Origin of the sequence: Alteromonas hispanica (genome assembly GCF_010500915.1) — a bacterium.
GTDB lineage: Bacteria > Pseudomonadota > Gammaproteobacteria > Enterobacterales > Alteromonadaceae > Alteromonas > Alteromonas hispanica.
Window position 1 is genome coordinate 1 of the sequence record NZ_JAAAWP010000024.1, and the last position, 832, is coordinate 832.

Sequence of the window (832 nt, forward strand, 5' to 3'; positions counted from 1 at the left end):
GCATAGACAGCTAGGAGGTTGGCTTAGAAGCAGCCACCCTTTAAAGAAAGCGTAATAGCTCACTAGTCGAGTCGGCCTGCGCGGAAGATGTAACGGGGCTAAGCAATATACCGAAGCTGCGGCAGCATGTTTACATGCTGGGTAGGGGAGCGTTGTGTAAGTGGATGAAGGTGAGTTGTAAAGCTTGCTGGACATATCACAAGTGCGAATGCTGACATGAGTAACGATAATGGGAGTGAAAAACTCCCACGCCGGAAGACCAAGGTTTCCTGTCCCATGCTAATCAGGGCAGGGTAAGTCGGCCCCTAAGGCGAGGCAGAAATGCGTAGTCGATGGGAAACGGATTAATATTTCCGTACTTGTATAATCAGTGATGGAGGGACGGAGAAGGCTAGGCAAGCTTGGCGTTGGTTGTCCAAGTGAAAGTGAGTAGGCTGCGTATTTAGGTAAATCCGGATACGCTCTTTAAAAGAGAAAGGTCGAGACACGAGACGAGCTCCCAAGGGAGTGAAGTTGTTGATGCCCTGCTTCCAGGAAAAGCTTCTAAACTTATGATTATATGAACCGTACCCCAAACCGACACAGGTGGTCAGGTAGAGAATACTAAGGCGCTTGAGAGAACTCGGGTGAAGGAACTCGGCAAAATTGTACCGTAACTTCGGGAGAAGGTACGCCTCTGTTTGTGAACACTTCGCGTGGTAAGCAAATGGAGGCCGCAGTGACCAGGTGGCTGGGACTGTTTATTAAAAACACAGCACTCTGCAAACTCGTAAGAGGACGTATAGGGTGTGACACCTGCCCGGTGCCGGAAGGTTAATTGATGGGGTTAGCG

Annotated in this window: 1 rRNA gene; it reads left to right on the forward strand. The window is 49.8% G+C overall.

Annotated elements, in window-relative coordinates:
• A 23S ribosomal RNA gene (locus GTW09_RS17375) occupies positions 1-832 on the forward strand; the annotation flags it as partial.